At 72.7% G+C, this 13724-nt stretch carries 12 protein-coding genes; 9 read left to right on the top strand and 3 right to left on the bottom strand.

What is annotated here, in order from left to right; all coding sequences use genetic code 11:
• The first annotated feature begins 53 nt into the window (after window positions 1-53).
• The 4 genes from BLW82_RS14645 to BLW82_RS14630 all read left to right on the top strand — a co-directional run bounded on the left by BLW82_RS14645 (window position 54) and on the right by BLW82_RS14630 (window position 6798).
• Window positions 54-3650: an ATP-dependent DNA helicase gene (locus tag BLW82_RS14645; RefSeq protein ID WP_093499209.1), complete on the top strand. Its 3597-nt coding sequence runs from the start codon at window positions 54-56 to the stop codon at window positions 3648-3650.
• 10 nt (window positions 3651-3660) lie between these two features.
• Complete coding sequence (locus tag BLW82_RS14640; RefSeq protein WP_093508049.1) at window positions 3661-5064, top strand: dipeptidase; 1404 nt, start codon at window positions 3661-3663, stop codon at window positions 5062-5064.
• A gap of 155 nt (window positions 5065-5219) precedes the next feature.
• Window positions 5220-6164, top strand: coding sequence for an NAD(+) diphosphatase (gene nudC / locus BLW82_RS14635; protein ID WP_093499208.1), 945 nt, complete (start codon window positions 5220-5222; stop codon window positions 6162-6164).
• Window positions 6165-6174: 10 nt separating this feature from the next.
• Entirely contained in the window at window positions 6175-6798 is a 624-nt protein-coding gene (locus BLW82_RS14630) for a class I SAM-dependent methyltransferase (protein WP_093499207.1), read from the top strand.
• Window positions 6799-6841: 43 nt separating this feature from the next.
• Here BLW82_RS14630 and BLW82_RS14625 read toward each other — a convergent pair whose 3' ends face one another.
• Window positions 6842-7084: a mycoredoxin gene (locus tag BLW82_RS14625; RefSeq protein ID WP_093499206.1), complete on the bottom strand. Its 243-nt coding sequence runs from the start codon at window positions 7082-7084 to the stop codon at window positions 6842-6844.
• Window positions 7085-7260: 176 nt separating this feature from the next.
• Here BLW82_RS14625 and BLW82_RS14620 point away from each other — a divergent pair, with 176 nt between their 5' ends.
• The 5 genes from BLW82_RS14620 (at window position 7261) to BLW82_RS43890 (ending at window position 11148) form a co-directional block, all read left to right on the top strand.
• Window positions 7261-9456, top strand: a complete 2196-nt coding sequence (locus BLW82_RS14620) for an ATP-dependent DNA helicase UvrD2 (RefSeq protein WP_093499205.1) — start codon at window positions 7261-7263, stop codon at window positions 9454-9456.
• A gap of 164 nt (window positions 9457-9620) precedes the next feature.
• Window positions 9621-9935: a hypothetical protein gene (locus BLW82_RS14615; RefSeq protein WP_093499204.1), complete on the top strand. Its 315-nt coding sequence runs from the start codon at window positions 9621-9623 to the stop codon at window positions 9933-9935.
• 172 nt (window positions 9936-10107) lie between these two features.
• Window positions 10108-10476, top strand: a complete 369-nt coding sequence (locus tag BLW82_RS14610) for a WhiB family transcriptional regulator (RefSeq protein WP_010984500.1) — start codon at window positions 10108-10110, stop codon at window positions 10474-10476.
• Window positions 10473-10799 carry a hypothetical protein gene (locus BLW82_RS14605; RefSeq protein WP_093499203.1) on the top strand — a complete coding sequence of 109 codons (327 nt, stop codon included), beginning with the start codon at window positions 10473-10475 and terminating at the stop codon, window positions 10797-10799. Before BLW82_RS14610 ends, BLW82_RS14605 begins: the two co-directional genes overlap by 4 nt.
• Before the next feature lie 136 nt (window positions 10800-10935).
• A complete protein-coding gene (locus tag BLW82_RS43890) occupies window positions 10936-11148 on the top strand; it encodes a hypothetical protein (RefSeq protein WP_143063667.1) in 213 nt (70 codons plus the stop codon).
• A gap of 9 nt (window positions 11149-11157) precedes the next feature.
• Here BLW82_RS43890 and BLW82_RS14600 read toward each other — a convergent pair whose 3' ends face one another.
• Complete coding sequence (locus BLW82_RS14600) at window positions 11158-12522, bottom strand: ABC1 kinase family protein (protein WP_093499202.1); 1365 nt, start codon at window positions 12520-12522, stop codon at window positions 11158-11160.
• Complete coding sequence (locus BLW82_RS14595; protein ID WP_093499201.1) at window positions 12515-13720, bottom strand: TOMM precursor leader peptide-binding protein; 1206 nt, start codon at window positions 13718-13720, stop codon at window positions 12515-12517. The genes BLW82_RS14600 and BLW82_RS14595 overlap by 8 nt, the downstream gene beginning before the upstream one ends.
• Window positions 13721-13724: the final 4 nt, after the last annotated feature.

Here is a 13724-nt window from a genome sequence, read left to right as displayed (position 1 = left end):
GTCGATTGCGCTGTTTTATCGATTGTCAGTGCTCGCCGCTAGCCTCTTTCCTCATGCCCGCCCGTATCACCGACCCCGAGCAGCTCAAGGAGCTCCTCGGCATCCCGTTCACCCCGGAGCAGACGGCCTGCATCACCGCGCCGCCCGCCCCGCAGGTGATCGTGGCCGGGGCCGGGTCGGGCAAGACGACGGTGATGGCGGCCCGCGTGGTCTGGCTGGTCGGCACCGGGCAGGTGGCCCCGGAGCAGGTCCTCGGCCTGACCTTCACCAACAAGGCGGCGGGTGAGCTCGCCGAACGCGTCCGCAAGGCGCTCGTCAGAGCCGGCGTCACCGACCCCGACGTCATCGACCCGGACAACCCGCCCGGTGAGCCCGTCATCTCCACCTACCACGCTTTCGCGGGCCGGCTGCTGACCGACCACGGCCTGCGCATCGGCCTGGAACCGACCTCACGGCTGCTCGCCGACGCCACCCGCTACCAGCTCGCCGCACGCGTGCTGCGCGAGGCCCCCGGCCCCTACCCGGCGCTCACCCGCTCCTTCGCCGACCTGGTCAGCGACCTGCTCACACTCGACTCCGAGCTCGCCGAACACCTGGTACGCCCACAGGAGCTGCGGGCCTGGGACGCCGGACTGCTGAACACCCTGGCGGGCACGCAGCTTCGCAACGCCGACCTGCGCAAGGTCCCCGAGGCGGCCGCCGCGCGCCGCGAACTGGCCGAGCTGGTCGTCCGCTACCGGGCCGCCAAGCGGGAGCGGGACCTGCTCGACTTCGGCGACCAGATCGCGCTGTCCGCGGAGCTGGCCGGCGTCGCCGAGGTGGGCAGGCTGCTGCGCGAGGAGTTCCGGGTCGTGCTCCTCGACGAGTACCAGGACACCTCGGTCGCCCAACGCGTGCTCCTGGCGGGCCTGTTCGGCGCCGGCACCGGCCACCCCGTAACCGCGGTGGGCGACCCCTGCCAGGCCATCTACGGCTGGCGCGGCGCCTCCGTCGCCAACCTGGACGACTTCCCCGAGCACTTCGCGCACGCCGACGGCCGCCCCGCCACCCGCCAGGCGCTCAGCGAGAACCGCCGCAGCGGCGGCCGCCTCCTCGACCTCGCCAACGGCCTCGCCGAGCCGTTGCGCGCGCTGCACGCGGGCGTGGAGGCGCTGCGCCCCGCCCCGGGCGCCGAGCGGGACGGCACGGTCCGCTGCGCCCTGCTGCGCACCCACGCCGAGGAGATGGACTGGATCGCCGACTCGGTGGCCCACCTCGTCCGCACCGGCACGGCACCCGGCGAGATCGCGGTCCTGTGCCGTACGGCGACGGACTTCGCGGAGATCCAGGGCGCCCTCGTCGCCCGCGACGTTCCGGTCGAGGTCGTCGGCCTCTCCGGGCTCCTGCACCTGCCCGAGGTCGCCGACCTGGTCGCCGTGTGCGAGGTGCTCCAGGACCCCGGCGCCAACGCCTCCCTGGTCCGGCTGCTGACCGGCCCACGCTGGCGCATCGGCCCCCGCGACCTCGCCCTCCTCGGCCGCCGCGCCCGGCTGCTGGTGTCCCACGCGCGCGTGGGCGACGCCGACGACCCGGACCGCAGGCTCGCCGCGGCCGTCGAGGGGGTCGACCCGGCCGAGGTGATATCCCTGGCGGACGCCCTGGACACGTTCCTGGAGCTGCCGTTCGACGGCGACCGGCCCGGACAGGGGGACGACGGGCTGCCGTTCTCACCGGACGCGCGCGTGCGCTTCGCCCGTCTCGCCACCGAGCTGCGCGAGCTGCGCCGCTCCCTGTCCGACCCGCTGATGGACGTCCTGCACCGCGTCCTCGCCGTCACCGGCCTGGAGGTGGAGCTCTCCGCGTCCCCGCACGCGCTGGCCGCCCGCCGCCGCGAGACGCTGTCGAACTTCCTGGACGTCGCCGCCTCCTTCGCGGCCGGCGACCAGGAGGCGACCCTGCTCGCCTTCCTCGGCTTCCTGCGCACCGCCGCCCAGTACGAGAAGGGCCTCGACAACGCCCTGCCCGGCGGCGAGAACACCGTCAAGGTGCTCACCGCGCACAAGTCCAAGGGCCTGGAGTGGGACGTCGTCGCAGTCCCCGGACTGGTCAGGGGCACCTTCCCGAGCAGCCAGGGCCGCGAGAAGTGGACCGCCCAGGCCAAGGTGCTCCCGCACGCCCTGCGCGGAGACAGCGCCACCCTGCCCGACGTCGAGGCCTGGGACTCGCGGGGCATGAAGGCCTTCCACGAGGCGATGAAGGACCACCAGCACACCGAGGAACTCCGCCTCGGCTATGTCACCTTCACCCGCCCCCGCTCCCTGATCCTCGGCTCCGGCCACTGGTGGGGCCCCAGCCAGAAGAAGCCGCGCGGCCCCTCCGACTTCCTCCGGGCCCTGTACGACCACTGCGCCGCCGGACACGGCGAGATCGAGGCCTGGGCCGACGAACCGGAGGAGGACGAGGAGAACCCGGCCCTGCACACGGCGGGCGCCGACCAGGTCTGGCCGCTGCCGCTGGACGCGGCCGCCCTGGCCCGCCGCCGCGCGGCCGCCGAGACCGTCCTCGCCCACCTGGAGGCCCTCTCGGACGGAACAGGTGCAGGCGCTCCCACCGGGTACGACGCTGCCGCCGCCGAGGACCCGGACTGGCCCCCGCCGCCCGAGGAGGAGGAGCCGGACCCCTTCGAGGACGACCTTTCGGCCCCGGACTCGGCCGACTGGGACTCCTGGAGCACCGACCGTCCCGACCGCCCCGTGGTCCCGCGCCAGGCCACGTCAGGGGCCGGGGCCGGCGGGCGCAGGCCCTCGCGCACGCCGGAGCACCTCAGCGCCGGGGAACGGGAACCCGCGCGCATCCTCCCCACCTCCGAAGGATCCCTCCTCACCCCCGAGGAGGTCCGCACCATCGCCTCCTGGGACCGCGACCTCGACGCGCTCACCGGGGAGCTGCTGCGCGCCCGCCGGACCGTCACCGACGTCCCCCTGCCCGCCACGCTCTCCGCGACCCAGCTGATGCGGCTGGCCGAGGACCCGGACGGGCTCGCACAGGAACTCGCACGCCCCATGCCACGCCCTCCGCAGCCGGCCGCACGCCGGGGCACCCGCTTCCACGCCTGGGTCGAGGCGCGCTTCGAGGAACTCACGCTGCCCATGCTGGAGCCCGACGAGCTGCCCGGCACCGACGCCGAGATCGCCGACGAACGCGACCTCGAAGCCCTCAAGGAGGCCTTCGAACGCACCGAGTACGCGCACCGCACGCCGTACCGCGTCGAGGCCCCCTTCCAGCTCTCCCTCGCCGGCCGGGTCGTCCGGGGCCGGATCGACGCCGTCTACCGGACGGACCACGGGGACGGGGCGACGCACCGGACGACGTACGAGATCGTCGACTGGAAGACCAGCCGCGTCCGCCCCGCCGACCCGCTCCAGCTGGCGATCTACCGGATCGGCTGGGCCGAGCAGCAGGGCGTGCCGCCCGAGTCGGTCACGGCCGCGTTCGTGCACGTGCGCACCGGCGAGGTCGAACGACCCGAGGGTCTGCCGGACCGGGCCGCCCTGGAAAGACTGATCGTCGGGCAAGGTGCCGGGGAAGCCGCCGGGCAAGCTGCCGAGGAAGCTGCCGGACAAGCCGAGTGTGACGAACCGCCCGCCGAGGATGCCGGTCCGGGCCGATAGGCTCGTGAGCATGAGCCAGACCCCGGACAGCGCTGTCCGTACGTACATCGAGCAGCATCGCGCCGCCTTCCTCGCCGACCTCGCCGAATGGCTGCGCATCCCCTCCGTGTCGGCCCAGCCCGACCACGCCCCCGATGTACGCCGCAGCGCCGACTGGCTCGCCGCCAGACTGACGGAGACCGGCTTCCCGACCGCCGAGGTCTGGGAGACACCGGGCGCCCCGGCCGTCTTCGCCGAGTGGCCCGCCGGCGACCCGGACGCGCCCACGGTCCTGGTCTACGGCCATCACGACGTCCAGCCCGCCGCCCGCGAGGACGGCTGGGACAGCGACCCCTTCGAACCGGTCGTCCGCGACAACCGGCTCTACGCGCGCGGGGCTGCCGACGACAAGGGCCAGGTGTTCTTTCACACACTCGGCGTCCGCGCCCACCTCGCCGCCACCGGCCGCACCGCGCCCGCCGTCAACCTCAAGCTGCTGATCGAGGGCGAGGAGGAGTCCGGTTCGCCGCACTTCCGGGCCCTGGTCGAGCAGCACGCCGGGCGGCTCGCCGCCGACGCCGTGATCGTCTCCGACACCGGCATGTGGTCCGAGGACACCCCCACCGTGTGCACGGGCATGCGCGGCCTCGCCGAGTGCCAGATCGTCCTGCACGGACCCGACCAGGACATCCATTCCGGTGCCTTCGGCGGTGCCGTCCCCAACCCCGCCACCGTCGCGGCCCGCCTGGTCGCCGCCCTGCACGACGAGCACGCGCGCGTGGCGATCCCCGGCTTCTACGACGGCATCGTCGAGCTCAGCGACCGCGAGCGCCGGCTCTGGACCGAGCTGCCCTTCGACGAGGAGAGCTGGCTGCGCGAAGCGCATTCGTACGCCACCGAGGGCGAGGCCGGGCACACCACCCTGGAGCGGGTCTGGGCCCGCCCCACCGCCGAGGTCAACGGCATCGGCGGCGGCTACCAGGGCCCCGGCAGCAAGACGATCATCCCGTCCTGCGCCCTGCTGAAGCTGTCGTTCCGGCTGGTCGCCGGACAGGAGCCCGAGCACATCGAGAAAGCTGTCCGGGCCTGGGCCACCGAGCGGATCCCCGCCGGGATCCGCGCCGAGATCACCTTCCTGCCGGCCACGCGCCCGTGCCTGACCCCACTCGACCACCCCGGTCTCCAGTCGCTCGCCCGCGCCATGGGCCGGGCCTTCGAGCAACCGATCCGGTTCACCCGATCGGGTGGCTCCGGACCCGCCGCGGACCTCCAGGACGTCCTCGGCGCACCCGTCCTCTTCCTGGGCATCTCCGTCCCCTCCGACGGCTGGCACGCCCCGAACGAGAAGGTCGAACTGGACCTCCTCCTCAAGGGCGTCGAGACCAGCGCCTACCTGTGGGGCGACCTCGCCGAGAACTGGCGCCATGCCCCCTGAGTCATTCACGCCGTCCGGAGCGGCACCGCGGCCGGGGCACACTGGAAGGGCCGCCCCGCCGGCCCCGCCCCCGCCCCACCCGTTCTCCTCCCGCCCTTCGTCCCGCTGAACCGCCCGCTGAAACATCCGCTGCACTGGGGGAGTTGGAAGCACCCGTGACCACCTGGACCGACCACACAGCCGACCGACCCATCTCGCTCACCGCCCCGAGCGGCATCGACCGCGCCGCCCACCACCGGCTCGACGAAGCCTGGCTCGCGGCGGCGTGGAGCCACCCCGACACCCGCTGCTTCGTGGTCTCCGGCGGCCAGGTCCTCATCGACGAGACGCCCGAGGGCCGCACCGAACTCGTCATGACGCCCTCCTTCGAAGCCCCCCTCACCGAGGCGCACCGCTACTTCCTGGGCACCGACGAGGACGGCGTCAGCTACTTCGCCCTCCAGAAGGACGCCCTGCCCGGCCGCATCGACCAGTCGGCGCGCCCGGCCGGCCTGCGCGAGGCCGGACTGCTGCTGTCCCCGCGGGACACCGGCCTGATGGTGCACGCGGTCGGCCTGGAGAACTGGCAGCGCACCCACCGCTTCTGCTCCCGCTGCGGCGAGCGCACGGTCATCGCAGCCGCCGGCCACATCCGCCGCTGCCCCGCCTGCGGCGCCGAGCACTACCCGCGCACCGACCCCGCCGTGATCATGGCCGTCACCGACGAGGACGACCGCATCCTGCTCGGCCGCCAGGTCCACTGGCCCGAGGGCCGCTTCTCCACGCTCGCCGGTTTCGTGGAGCCCGGCGAGTCCATCGAGCAGGCGGTGCGCCGCGAGGTCTTCGAGGAGGCCGGGATCACCGTCGGCCCGGTCGAGTACGTCGCCAGCCAGCCCTGGCCGTTCCCGTCCAGCCTGATGCTCGGCTTCATGGCCCGCGCCACCACGACCGAGGTCAACGTCGACGGCGACGAGATCCACGAGGCCCGCTGGTTCTCCCGCGACGAACTGCGCGCGGCCTTCGACTCCGGCGACGTCCTGCCGCCGTACGGCATCTCCATCGCGGCCCGCCTGATCGAGATGTGGTACGGCAAGCCGCTGCCGACGAGGAGCTTCGTCTGAGACGGCCCTCATGACCGCCGAGGAGTACTGGAACCACAACGTCCACTACCATCCCGTGGTCCTGGACGCGGTACCGGACGGCTGCCGCGCCGCCCTGGACGTCGGCTGCGGCGACGGCCTGCTCGCCGCCAAGCTCGCGACCAGGGCGGAGTCGGTGACCGGCGTGGACCGGTCGGCGGAGATGATCAGGCGGGCGCAGAAGCGGGACGCCGGGAACGTCGCCTTCCTGGAAGGCGACTACCTCGACGGTGCTCTCCTCGACGCGGGGAGTTACGACTTCGTGAGCGCGGTCGCCGTCATCCACCACGCGCCGTTCGACGACGCGATCGAACGGCTGGTGGAACTGCTCGCGCCCGGCGGCCGGCTGGTCGTCGTCGGTATGGCCTGCGACCGCACTCTCCTGGACTGGGTGGTCAGCGGCTGCGGGGTCCCGGCGAGCCGGCTGAACGCGCGCCTGCGCGGCGGCAAGCGGGCTCCGTCCGACATGCCCGTCGAGGACCCGATCATGAACTGGGGCGAGGTACGGCGGGCTACCGCACACGTGCTGCCCGGCCGCAGGTACCGGCGCCGGCTGCTGTGGCGCTACACCCTGGTGTGGGACAAGCCGGACGGAACGCGCGAGGGCGGTCCCTGATCCGGATCAGGGACCGCCCTCGCACTGGGAAGCGCCGGGGAACCTACGCGCTGATCTTCTGCTTCACCTGGGCCAGCGAAGGGTTCGTCAGCGTCGAGCCGTCGGCGAAGAGCACCGTGGGGACCGTCTGGTTTCCGCCATTCGCCTTTTCCACGAATGCGGCCGACTCCGGGTCCTGCTCGATGTTGATCTCGGTGTACGCGATGCCCTCGCGGTCCAGCTGGCTCTTCAGCCGGCGGCAGTAGCCGCACCACGTGGTGCTGTACATCGTCACAGTGCCCTGCATCTCGCTCGCACTCCTTCGGCAGGTCGGGGAAGGTCGTCCAGGGTGGGAACGCATGTGACCCGCCGGCCATTCCCGCGGCGCGGGCCCGAGGAACGCCTGCCGTATTAGTACGACTGCGCGGGGCCGCCTGTGGACAACCGGCGCAGCCGTCTCCGGCGACCTGGCAGCATGGCCATGTGACAGCAGCAACGCACTCCTCCCTCTTCCCGCCGGTACCGGACTCTGCCGACGCGGTGCTCGAAGGGCTCGACCCCGAGCAGCGCGCGGTGGCGACCGCCCTGCACGGTCCGGTGTGCGTGCTGGCCGGGGCCGGTACCGGCAAGACCCGGGCGATCACCCACCGGATCGCCTACGGGGTGCGGGCCGGCATCCTCCAGCCGTCCAGCGTGCTCGCCGTCACCTTCACCAACCGCGCCGCCGGGGAGATGCGCGGCCGGCTCCGCCAGCTCGGTGCCCAGGGCGTGCAGGCCCGCACCTTCCACTCGGCCGCGCTGCGCCAGCTCCAGTTCTTCTGGCCGAAAGCGATCGGCGGTTCCCTGCCCCGGCTCGTCGACCGCAAGATCCAGCTCGTCGCCGACGCGGCCGCCGCCTGCCGTGTCCGCCTCGACCGGGGCGAGCTGCGGGACGTGACCGCTGAGATCGAGTGGTCCAAGGTCACCCAGACCGTCCCCGCCGACTACCCCGTGGCAGCCGTGCAGACCGGCCGGGAGGCTCCGCGCGACCCCGCCGAGATCGCCCAGATCTACTCGGTCTACGAGGACCTCAAGCGCGACCGCACGGTCATCGACTTCGAGGACGTCCTGCTGCTGACCGTGGGCATCCTGCAGGACCGGCACGACATCGCCGACCAGGTGCGTGCCCAGTACCAGCACTTCGTCGTCGACGAGTACCAGGACGTCAGCCCGCTCCAGCAGCGGCTGCTGGAGCTGTGGCTCGGCGACCGCGACAGCCTGTGCGTCGTCGGCGACGCCAGCCAGACCATCTACTCGTTCACGGGAGCAACCCCCGACCACCTGCTCGACTTCCGCACCCGCCACCCCGGGGCGACCGTGGTCAAGCTGGTCCGTGACTACCGCTCCACACCTCAGGTCGTCCACCTCGCCAACGGGCTGCTGGCCCAGGCCCGCGGCCGGGCCGCCGACCACCGCCTGGAGCTGATCTCCCAGCGACCCGCCGGACCCGAGCCGGTCTACACCGAGTACACCGACGAGCCCGCCGAGGCCGAGGGCGCCGCGCGCCGCATCCGGGAACTGGTCGACGCCGGGGTCCCGGCCGCCGAGATCGCCATCCTCTTCCGGACCAACTCCCAGTCCGAGACCTACGAGCAGGCCCTCGCCGATGCCGGGGTGCCCTACCAGCTGCGCGGCGCCGAGCGGTTCTTCGACCGGCCCGAGGTGCGCAAGGCGGGCGTGGCCCTGCGCGCCGCGGCCCGCTTCGGCGGCAATGACGCGCTGCTCGACGACACCGTGGACCTGCCCTCCCAGGTGCGCGCCGTCCTCTCCGGAGAGGGCTGGACCACCGCGCCACCGGCCGGCTCCGGCGCGGTCCGGGAGCGCTGGGAGTCGCTGGCCGCCCTGGTCAACCTCGCCCACGACGTCGCCGCCGCCCGGCCCGCGGCCACCCTCGCCGACTTCGTCGCCGAACTCGACGAGCGGGCGAACGCCCAGCACGCCCCGACCGTCCAGGGCGTCACCCTCGCCTCCCTGCACTCGGCGAAGGGCCTGGAGTGGGACGTGGTCTTCCTGGTCGGCGTCGCCGAGGGCATGATGCCGATCACCTACGCCAAGACCGACGAACAGATCGAGGAGGAACGCCGCCTCCTCTACGTCGGCGTGACCCGCGCCAGGGAGCGGCTCCACGTCTCCTGGTCGCTCTCCCGCACCCCCGGCGGCAGACCCGGCCGCAGGCCCAGCCACTTCCTGGACGGGCTGCGCCCCGGCTCGACGGGCACCGTCGGCCGCGGTGGCGGTGCGGGCGGCGGAGGTGTCGAACGCGGCTTCACCGGCGGCCCAGCGGCCGCGCCCCGGCGCACCCAGCGCAGCCCCGCCCGTTGCCGGGTCTGCGGACGCACGCTGAACGACGCCGGCGAGATGAAGCTGATGCGCTGCGACGGCTGCCCGTCCGACATGGACGAGGGCCTCTACGAGCGGCTGCGTGAATGGCGTGCCGACCAGGCCCGGCTCAGCGGCCAGCCCGCCTTCTGCGTCTTCACCGACAGGACGTTGATGGCCATCGCCGAGAGCGCTCCGGACGACGACCGGGAGTTGGCCCGCATCCCCGGTGTCGGCATGCGCAAGCTCAACCGCTACGGCGCCGATGTCCTGGCCATCTGCGCAGGCCAGGCGCCCGGGGGAGAAGAAGTGGGGGACTGATGCGAACTCGTCGAAAAAATAGTTTGCGCATGCCCCGGCAATCCCCATAGGTTCTAGGCACGGAAACGGCGGCCTTCTCGAAGGCCCGGTTCCGTGTTGTACTTGCATATCCGAACGGATCGGCTCAACACCGGTCCCCCAGACGCCGAGAGGAGGCGAGTCCAGTGATCAGCATCGAGACCAACATCAGCGCGGCCAAAATGACCGATCTCTCGGCCGTCTCCGTGTGCATGCTCGGCGTCTCTTACCTGGGCACCGGTCTGTCCGGCATTCCTGCCGTGCGTCCGGCGTCCTCCGTTTCTCTCGCGGGCCTTCCCGTCCGTGAGCGCAATGAGCGACCGACGAAGGCACTGGAAGCAGTAGCGGCACAGGCGCACGCCTATGCCTTTGCGGCAGCCGGTGCCGGAAGCCGGAAGCAGACGCAGCACCACCTGATGTGGGCCTTCCGTGGGCCAGAACCCTGGAGTGATCCAGCCTGATCGATCAGGCCGGCGCCTTCAGGGCCGCGGAACCCCATCCGGGATCCGCGGCCCTTCTGTTTTCCCCGAACGGGGAGAGCGGACCGAAGGGGCCTCGGGGCAAGAGCAGAACCCGGTACCAGCCGCCAACCGGTCCAACCCGACCGGCACGACCAGACGAGGAAGAACAGCCGTGCAACTCGAAGCGCACGCCCCGTCCGTACCGCCTTCCGAAACGATCCCCCCGCCCGGCCTCACGGAGGACTCCACCTTGATCCCGCTCACCGCGCTCACCGCGCTCGACGACGCCATCGAGAACCTCGGCGTACCCGTCCCCTGCCGCTCCTACGACCCGGAGGTCTTCTTCGCCGAGTCGCCGGCGGACGTCGAGTACGCCAAGTCCCTCTGCCGCACCTGCCCGCTGATCGAGGCCTGCCTCGCCGGGGCCAAGGAGCGGCGTGAGCCCTGGGGCGTCTGGGGTGGCGAGCTGTTCGTCCAGGGCGTCGTCGTCGCCCGGAAGCGGCCGCGTGGCCGCCCGCGCAAGAACCCGGTCACGGCATGAACATCCACGGAACGATCGACCGTCCCCTCACGCACGATCCCAAGAAGCAGGCCCCGATGAAGCCGTCCACCAGCGAGCCCGCAGGCTCCGCGATCCCAGACTTCACCACCGCCGGTACCGACACCGGCTCGCGTCAGAACAGGACCCGAGAGATGCAACTCATCCCAGAAGCCCTGGCTCGTGCGCATATGCACGAGCGACTGCACGAGGCCGAGCGGGAACGCCAGGCCGTGCGCCTGGCGACCGCTCGCCGGATGCAGCGCCGGGCCGAGCGCGCCTCGATGCGTGCCCGCCGTGCGCTCGCCATGGCCGTGATGCAGTAATCCAGTACACCTGAAGCGGTGGCCTCCCGATCCCGGGAGGCGAAAGCTCCCCGCGGGGGCCGGTCCGGCCGAACGGACCGGCCCCCGCGGTGCGTTGTGCCCGCTGATTCTCCCGTGGCGGAGTTATCGTCACCAGGTGACGAGTCTTCCCGGAGGCAGTGATCACGGCGGCTCCGCCACGGAGCCCCACCCGCTCGTGTGCGCCCGCTGCGGCACTCCGGCCGACGGCCCCCCGCCCGTCACCTGGACCTGCTCCGTGGAGAACGGCGTCCGCCAGTTCTTCTGCGAGGCCTGCTCCAGGGACAACCTCCGGGCGATCGAGGGCCGGCTCGACTCGTCCTGGTGGTGAATCCGTCCCCTACTGCGCCTCCACGGCGGCCTCGGTCTGCTCCTCGGGCACGAACCCGGGCAGCCAGGCCTCCAGTTCCTCCCGCAGCCGCACCGTCGCGCCCAGCTGGCACAGCACGCCGATGGTGCTCAGGGTCACCCGGTGTATCAGGAGGTAGGCCGGCGGCAGGTTGAGCTGCTTGCCCAGCTGGTGGGCGGGGTTGCGGGGGTCGGCGATGCGGGCGGCCTGGCTGCGCATCCAGTTGCGGGTGAAGGTGAACTCGTCGACCTGGGCCGGTTCGATGATCGGCAGCAGGTAGTCCAGGACGGCGTCGGGGTCCAGCTCTATGGACTCCTTGACGAACCCCTCCGCGCACAGCAGCTCGTAGACCGCCTCGGCGTCGTTGTCCAGCGTCATCCGCAGCGAGTCGCCGATCGGGCTGGGCAGTCCGCCGGGGAGCCGGTCGACGGTGCCGAAGTCCAGTACGCCGAGCCGCCACTCCTCCTCGTCCTCCGGCCCGCCGGGCAGCAGGCGGAAATTGCCGGGGTGCGGGTCGGCGTGCAGCAGGCCGGTGCGGGCGGGTCCCGAGAACAGGAAGCGGGCGAGGAGCTGACCGGCCCGGTCGCGCTGCTCCCGGGTACCCTCCGAGATGATCTCGGAGAGCGGTATTCCGTCGATCCACTCCGTGACCAGCACCTGGTCGCACTGGTGCACCACCCCCGGCACCACCACGTCGGGGTCGCCCGCGAACTCCTCCGCGTGCGCCGCCTGGGCCCGCGCCTCCAGCGAGTAGTCCAGTTCCTCGGAGACCCGGTCACGCAGCTCCGCGATCAGCGGCTTGATGTCCATACCCGGGATCAGCGGACCCAACAGGCGGGCGAAACGGCTCAGTTGTCCGAGATCGGAGAGCAGGGCCTCGCCGGCACCCGGGTACTGCACCTTGACCGCCACCGCCCGGCCGTCCCGCCACACGGCCCGGTGCACCTGCCCGATCGAGGCCGCCGCCGAGGGCCTGTCGTCGAACTCCAGGAACAGCTCCCGCCAGTCCTCCCCGAGGCGTTCGGTGAGCACCGCGTGCATGGTGCGGGTCGGCATCGGCGGGGCGGCGTCCTGGAGCTTGGTGAGGGCCGCCCGGTAGGGCCCGGCGACCTCCTCCGGGAGGGCTGACTCGAAGACGGACAGCGCCTGCCCGAACTTCATCGCCCCTCCCTTCAACTCGCCCAGGACCTTGAACAACTGCTCCGCCGTGCGCTGCTGGAGCTCCCGGCCGACGATCTCCGCGGACTCGCCCACGATGCGCTTGCCCAGGCCCCAGGTCGCCCGGCCGGCGAAGCCGAGCGGGAGCGCGGCGAGTTTGGCGGTCCGGGTGACCGCCTTCCGGGGAAGATCAGACATGCGCCCTCCAAGTCCCAGTCGGCCGCGCCGCGTCCGCGTGCTCTCGTCGCTGCGCCGACGGCCGTTGCCCCACCATTGTCGCGTGTGGATCCCCGTTGGTTGAGGAGTGTTCCCCCTTAGCTTTCTCCGCGGCTCCGCACGGGCATGCCGGATGCGGCCAGACCGGTCGCGCGTGCCAGTGCAGAACGGGCACGGACGCCTCCCAGCGTGCTCCCTCGGCAGCCGGCGACTCCCCGTCGAGGAAGGCCAGGGCGTGCGCGGCGGCCAGCCCCGCCACGGCCGCCGCCAGCGTCTGGTCGCAGGCGCCCATCCGGCGGGCCTGTCCGGACCGCCACTGGGCGACCAGGCGCGGCCAGGCCGGGTCCCGGTCCGTGCGGTGCTCGTGCAGACAACGGGCGCAGCCCGTCCCACCGGGCAGGACGAGGGGGCCGACCACGCCGGTGCCCTCCACGACACCCGTGTAGAGGTGCGGGGTCCCGGCGGCCACGAGCGGCTCGGCGGCGCGCGCGTCCGGGGCGTGCACCAGGACGTCGTCGCGCGGGGCGATGATCACCAGTGCCAGGCCGGGCTCCGCCGCGGCCGGGTCGGGGCGGCGAGGCGGCCGGTCCGGGGACGCCCTGCGGACGACTCGACGCGCGGCCTCGGTACGGCGCTCGCCGACCGCCTCCGCCGGGAGCCCGCCCGGCGCCACGTCCCACGGCTGGACCCGGCCCACGTCCCGTACGTCGACCTCGCCGACGCCCGCGCCCGAGAGCAACGCGGCCAGCGTGACACCGACCCGGCCCGCGCCCTGCACCTGCACCCGCAGTGCCCGGCGGGCCGCCAGCCGGCCGATCGCGCCGCCCGGCTCCGGAGTGATCAGGGAGAGCGAGGCGAGATCGGGGCCCAGCCGCTCCAGCACCTCCTTCTTCTCCCGCAACGCCTGCGCCGTGGGCCCGCCGCCCTGTGCGTCGTCGACGAGCCCGGCCCGGGACAGCCGGTCCACGAGCGCGTCGACATGGCCGTCCGGCAGGTCCATGCGGCGCCCCTCCTCCCGTAGCAGCCCAAGCCCGCGGGCGCCGTCGAGCAGGTCGAGGAAGCTCCCGGTCGCGGTGTCCATCGGCCCCAGTGTCATCGCGTGCGCGGGAGTCATCCCGAACTGCACGGTGTTGAGGTCGCGCCAGCCGCGCCGCAGCGCGGGCTTCACCAACGGATGCATGTCA

Origin of the sequence: Streptomyces sp. Ag109_O5-10 (genome assembly GCF_900105755.1) — a bacterium.
Lineage (GTDB): Bacteria > Actinomycetota > Actinomycetes > Streptomycetales > Streptomycetaceae > Streptomyces.
The sequence above is the reverse complement of the archived record's forward strand: the minus strand, read 5'-3'. Positions and strand labels throughout refer to the sequence as shown.